This window comes from Streptomyces sp. NPDC046727, from assembly GCF_040645635.1.
Taxonomy (GTDB): domain Bacteria; phylum Actinomycetota; class Actinomycetes; order Streptomycetales; family Streptomycetaceae; genus Streptomyces.
Genome location: NZ_JBEYYR010000002.1, coordinates 138,814 through 144,395 on the forward strand (window position 1 = coordinate 138,814; position 5,582 = coordinate 144,395).

Annotated in this window: 5 protein-coding genes; 1 reads left to right on the forward strand and 4 read right to left on the reverse strand. The window is 73.3% G+C overall.

From position 1 onward, the window contains the following. Positions 1-90 precede the first annotated feature (90 nt). Together ABZ937_RS02785 and ABZ937_RS02790 are read right to left on the reverse strand one after the other, a co-directional pair. Positions 91-903 (reverse strand): TetR family transcriptional regulator, encoded by an 813-nt coding sequence (locus ABZ937_RS02785; RefSeq protein ID WP_361684931.1) that lies wholly within the window; start codon positions 901-903, stop codon positions 91-93. A 160-nt stretch (positions 904-1,063) separates the two neighbouring features. Beyond that, positions 1,064-2,878, reverse strand: coding sequence for a 3-hydroxybutyryl-CoA dehydrogenase (locus ABZ937_RS02790; protein WP_361684933.1), 1,815 nt, complete (start codon positions 2,876-2,878; stop codon positions 1,064-1,066). Positions 2,879-3,267: 389 nt separating this feature from the next. Here ABZ937_RS02790 and ABZ937_RS02795 point away from each other — a divergent pair, with 389 nt between their 5' ends. Next, positions 3,268-3,849, forward strand: coding sequence for an adenylosuccinate lyase (locus ABZ937_RS02795; RefSeq protein ID WP_361684935.1), 582 nt, complete (start codon positions 3,268-3,270; stop codon positions 3,847-3,849). Between the two features lie 7 nt (positions 3,850-3,856). On the opposite strand, the gene ABZ937_RS02800 is transcribed toward ABZ937_RS02795, so the two are convergent. Together ABZ937_RS02800 and ABZ937_RS02805 are read right to left on the reverse strand one after the other, a co-directional pair. Then, positions 3,857-4,351 (reverse strand): GNAT family N-acetyltransferase, encoded by a 495-nt coding sequence (locus ABZ937_RS02800; protein ID WP_361685411.1) that lies wholly within the window; start codon positions 4,349-4,351, stop codon positions 3,857-3,859. A 20-nt stretch (positions 4,352-4,371) separates the two neighbouring features. Further along, positions 4,372-4,770: a RidA family protein gene (locus tag ABZ937_RS02805; RefSeq protein WP_361685413.1), complete on the reverse strand. Its 399-nt coding sequence runs from the start codon at positions 4,768-4,770 to the stop codon at positions 4,372-4,374. Positions 4,771-5,582 lie beyond the last annotated feature (812 nt).

Below are 5,582 nucleotides of genomic sequence, written 5' to 3' on the forward strand. Positions count from 1 at the left end.
AGCAATGTCGAGAAGCCCGGTGACTGTTTTCGCGCCCCTGCTTTCGGCGAGCCGTTGCGTTTCCGCGCCCGTTTCTCACGGTTCGACCGATTAGGACCTCTCCTTGAGCGCCTGCTCGATGGTGCGCATCACCTCGTCGAGCGGGGCATCGGTCCTGGCCACCGTCACCAGCACCTCCCCCTGGGTGGCGGCGGTGGCCGGCGGGGTCCGCGGCGCGGTCTCGCGGCCGGCCCCGATACCGGTGCCGAACGTCTTGCGCACGATCGCGAAGGCGTGGTCCAGCTGGGCCTCCACGTCCCCCTGGCCGCCCGCCCGCAGCCAGCGCCTGAGGACGTGGTTGTGGGCGGTGACCACGGCGGAGGCGGCGACCTCGGCCAGCAGCGGGTCGTCGTTGGCGTCGTCGGCGTGCGCGTGCTCGTCGAAGTGGCCGAGCAGATAGCGGGTGAACAGGCGCTCGTAGCGGGCGACGGAGGCGATCTCGGCCTCGCGCAGGGTGGGCACCTCACGCGTGAGCTTGTAGCGGGCGACCGAGATCTCCGGCCGCGCCGCGTACATCTTCATGACCTCCTTGATGCCACGGCACACGGTGTCGAGCGGATGCTCGTGCGCCGGGGCGGCGTTGAGGACCGCCTCCGCGCGGATCAGCGTGTCGTCGTGGTCCGGGAAGATCGCCTCTTCCTTGGAGCGGAAGTGGCGGAAGAAGGTGCGCCGGGCGACCCCGGCGGCGGCGGCGATCTCGTCGACGGTGGTGGCTTCGTACCCCTTGGTCGCGAACAGCTCCATGGCTGCTGCCGCCAGTTCTCGGCGCATTTTGAGCCGCTGGGCGGCGGCGCGACTGCCTGCGGCACTTTCCGGCGCGTCGGGCGTAGCTGGTGTACGTGAGGACTTGGCGGGCTGGGACATGACCCGAACGTACTGCATGCGCGCAGGTTGATGCGCAGGTCCGGGATGTCCCCCGCCCGTGGAGGGCGGGGGACCGGCGGGCCGGGCCAGCGGGAGAGAGCCGCCCGGGTCGAGCAGTCCGCCCCAGTCCGGCTCCGTCCGGAACCAGTCGCCGGCGCCGTCAGCGGCGGGCATACTCGCGGAAGCCTCGGCCGGTCTTGCGGCCGAGGCAGCCCGCGGCCACCAGGTGCTCCAGCAGCGGCGCCGGGGCGAGACCCGGGTCGCGGAACTCGCGGTGCAGCACCTTCTCGATGGCTAGCGAGACGTCCAGGCCGACGACGTCCAGCAGCTCGAACGGACCCATCGGGTAGCCGCCGCCCAGCCTCATCGCCGCGTCGATGTCGTCGAGCGACGCGTAGTGCTCCTGCACCATCTTGATCGCGTTGTTGAGGTACGGGAAGAGCAGGGCGTTCACGATGAAGCCCGCACGGTCGCCGCAGTCCACCGCGTGCTTCTTGATCCTGACGCAGACCTCGCGGACCGTCGCGTGGACGTCCTCGGCGGTCAGCACCGTACGGACGACCTCGACCAGCTTCATCGCCGGCGCCGGGTTGAAGAAGTGCATCCCGATCACGTCCTGCGGGCGTGAGGTGGCGCGGGCGCAGGCGACGACCGGCAGCGAGGAGGTGGTGGTGGCCAGGACCGCGCCCGGCTTGCACACCTTGTCCAGCGTCGCGAACAGCTGCTGCTTGACCTCCAGGTCCTCGGCGACCGCCTCGACGGCCAGGTCGACGTCGGCGAAGGCGTCGTAGGAGCCCGCCGGGGTGATCCGGTCCAGGGTCTGGGCGGCGGCCTCGGCGGTCAGGCGCCCCTTGTCGACGGAGCGGGACAGCGACTTGCCGATCCGGGCCTTCGCGGCCTGGGCCTTCTCCTCGCTGCGGGCGGCGAGGACGACCTCGTACCCGGCCTTGGCGAACACCTCGGCGATGCCGGAGGCCATCGTGCCGGAGCCCGCGACGCCCACCGAGCGGATCTCCCGGCCCGAGGTGAGCGGACCGTCCGTCGCCGGGGTCAGCGCGTCCGGGACGACCGTCCCGCTGCCCGGAGCCTCGTACGTGTAGAAGCCGCGCCCCGACTTCCGGCCGGTCAGGCCCGCCTCGCTGAGCTGCTTGAGGATCGGGGCGGGGGCGTGCAGCCGGTCCCGGGACTCGGCGTACATGGCCTCCAGGACCGTGCGCGCGGTGTCGACGCCGATCAGGTCCAGCAGGGCGAGCGGGCCCATGGGCAGACCGCAGCCGAGCCGCATGGCGGCGTCGATGTCCTCGCGGGAGGCGTACCTGGCCTCGTACATCGCGGCGGCCTGGTTGAGGTAGCCGAAGAGCAGCCCGTCCGCGACGAAGCCCGGGCGGTCGCCGACCGCGACCGGCTCCTTGTCCAGCTCGATCGCCAGGTCGGTGACCGCGGCGACGTTGTGCGGCGCGGTCAGCACCGAGGAGACGACCTCCACCAGCCGCATCGCCGGTGCGGGGTTGAAGAAGTGCAGGCCCAGCACGCGTTCGGGGCGGGCCGAGTCGGCGGCCAGCCGGGTCACGGACAGCGCGTTGGTGCCGGTCGCGAGGATCGTCTCCGGGCGGACGATGCCGTCCAGCTCCCGGAAGATCTGCTGCTTGATCTCGTACGACTCCGGGGCCACCTCGATGACGAGGTCGGCGTCGGCCGCCGCGGTGAGGTCGGTGGTGGTGCGGACCCTGGCCAGGGCCTCGGTGCGCTCCTCCTCGGTGAGCCGGCCGCGGGCCACGGCGCGGGCGGTGGCGGCCTCCAGGGTGGCGACCGCCTTCGCGGTCTGCGCCTCGCTGACGTCGATGCCGATCACCTCGCGGCCGGCCTTCGCGAGGACTTCGGTGATGCCGGTGCCCATGGTGCCGAGGCCGACGACGGCGACCGTCTTGAGCGGGGACTGCGGGGACAGAGCGGTGTCGGACAGGGGAGTGGCCATCGCGGGACTCCAGGAATGAGGGTGACGACGAGGAGCGCGCCGGGTGCGCCGAAGGGCGCACCGCGGTGCGAGAGGGAGTGCGGGTGTTGCCGGGCTGCGAGCGCACACGCCCGGTACTGCCGGTGCCACGGGCGTGCACACGCCCGGCAGCGGCGGAACTTCCGACCGGCTCTGTCCCGAAGCCGGGTCGTACTGCGGTACCTACGGCGTACCGAACCGACAAAGCTCGCTCGCGGCGGCTGCGTCACCAAACCGTCGCCAGCGGAAAGCGAGAGGGTTACTCGCTCGTATGAGCTTAACCGGCGGGTAACGAGCGCGCCAGCCCCCGGGAGGAACCGACTTTGTGATGTACCTCCCTCGGCCGCCGCGACCCGCCTAGGCTGGTCCTCGTGGACGAAGAGTTGCGATCGCTCACGGAACGCTTACGGCGGGAGTCGGGCGGCTCGGCGGCGTTCGACCGCCTGCTGGCCACCGAGGACCACGACGAACTGGCGGAGGTGCTCACCGCGCCAGGACAGCCGCTGTGGGCCAGGGAACTGGCCGCGTTCCGCCTCGGCCGCGCGGGCGACCGGCGCGCCTTCGAGGCCCTGGTGCTGCTGCTCAACCACCGCGATCCACCGCGCTGCGCCTCCGCCGCGCACGCCCTCGCCCGGCTCGGCGACCCGCGTACGGCCCGGGCCGCCGCCGCCCTCGCCACCAACGAACTCCGCGTCGCCTACGCCCTGCACCCGGTACGGCTCCTGGTCGTCCTGCGTGCACCGGAGTCCGTGCCCGCGCTGATCACCACCCTGGAGCGGCGGCTGCGCCCGCACGATCCCTACCGGCGGGTCGCCCTGGCCTGCGTGGAGGGCCTGGGCGCGCTCGGCGACGCCCGCGCCCGCCGGGTCCTGAACGAGGCCCTCGCGCACCCCGCGCTGGCGGAGGCGGCGGTGCACGCGCTGGCCCGGCTCCCGCAACAGCAGCCGAGGTGAGACCCGCTCAGCCCCGAAGGCTCCTCGCGTACCGCACCTCGGGCACGGGGACGCCGTCCGCCTCGAAGGGCTCCTCCGCGCCGTCGGCCCGGAAGCCGGCGCGTTCGTAGAAGCGGCGGGCGGAGGCGTTCTCCTTGAGTACCCACAGCAGCATGCGCGGGTACGCCGAACACCGCTCGATCGACGCGGCCAGCAGGGTCCGCCCGATCCCGCCGCCGACATGCGCCGGGTCGACGTAGATCGCGTACAGCTCGGCGTCGCCGGTGTGCGTCTCACCGTCCCGGTACGGCCCGTACGCCGCCCAGCCGAGCACCCTGCCGCCCCGCTCGGCGACCAGGTTCACCACCGAGCCGTCGCCCTGCGCGAACCGGGCCCGCCGCCGCTCGGCGTCCGCCGTGACGCTGAGCCCGTCGAGGTACGGCTGCGGCATGAGCCCCCGGTAGGCGTGCTGCCAGCCGCGGACACGGATCTCGGAGACGCGGTCGCAGTCCGCGGCCGACATCTCCCGGACCGTCAGGAGACTCACTCGGCCACCACTGCGAGAGCCTCGATCTCCATCAGGAACTCCGGCGCCACCAGCCCGGCCACCTGCACGGCGGATGCCGCGGGCAGGCGGTCGTCGGGTATGTGGACGGCGCGGGCCGCCCGGATCGCCGGCATGTGGGCCATGTCCGTGACGAAGTACGTCAGCTTCACGACGTCCTCGAAGCCGGCCCCCGCGGCGGCCAGGCAGCGTTGCAGGTTCGCGAAAACCTGACGGGCCTGCGCCGCCGGATCGCCCGCTCCGACCAGCCGGCCGTCCGCGTCCAGCGCGAGCTGGCCGGAGACCGCGACGAGCCGGCCGGTCGCGGTCACCACGTGGCAGTACTGGGCGGCGGGGGCGACCCCGGCGGGGGCGGGGATACGGGTCGGTCCGTTCACGGCCCTGGTCGATTCACGCATGCCCCCATGGTGGCCCACCCCACTGACAACGCCCCCGCCGCCCCAGCCGAGTTGCCCGGCCCAGGAAGCCCTTGCACGCGGACGGGCCGACTGCTGACGGAAGCCTTCGCGGGTGGGTGGGTTGGCTACCGGCGGAGGCCCCTGCGGGCGGGCGGGTCGGCTGCTGGCGGAAGCCTCCGCGGGCGGTCGGGTCGGCTACCCGGCGAAAGCCCCTGGGCGGGGGCGGGTCGGCTGCTGGCGAAAGCCCCTGGGCGCGGGCGGGTCGGCCGCTGGCGAAAGCCTCCGCGGGTGGGCGGGTCGGCTACCCGTGAAAGCCCCTGCGGGTGGCTGGGCCGGCTGCTGGCGGAAGCCTCCCCGGGCAGGTGGGTTGGCTACCGGCGGAAGCCCCCGAGTCGGGAGAGTCGACTACCCGGCGGAAGCCTTCGCGGGTGGGCGTCGGCTACCCGTGAAAGGCTCTGCGGGCGGTCGGGTCGGCTGCTGGCGAAAGCCCCTGTGGCCGGTCGGGTTGGCTGCTGGCGGGAGCCCCCGGTGGGCGGGTGGGTTGGCTACCGGCGGAAGCCCCCGAGTCGGGAGAGTCGACTACCCGGCGGAAGCCTTCGCGGGTGGGCGTCGGCTACCCGTGAAAGGCCCTGCGGGCGGTCGGGTCGGCTGCTGGCGAAAGCCCCCGTGGCCGGCGGGTTGGCTGCCGGCGGGAGCCCCTGTGGGCGGGCGGGTTGGCTACCTGGCGGAAGCCCCCGCAGGTGGACGGGTCGGCTACCCGCGAAAGCCCCCGCGGGCGGGCGGGTCGGCTG

Bases quoted from the DNA above. Each gene is read 5' to 3' on its own strand.
- ABZ937_RS02785 (WP_361684931.1), bottom strand. From the start codon at position 903: ATGTCCCAGCCCGCCAAGTCCTCACGTACACCAGCTACGCCCGACGCG.
- ABZ937_RS02790 (WP_361684933.1), bottom strand. From the start codon at position 2,878: ATGGCCACTCCCCTGTCCGACACCGCTCTGTCCCCGCAGTCCCCGCTC.
- ABZ937_RS02800 (WP_361685411.1), bottom strand. From the start codon at position 4,351: ATGTCGGCCGCGGACTGCGACCGCGTCTCCGAGATCCGTGTCCGCGGC.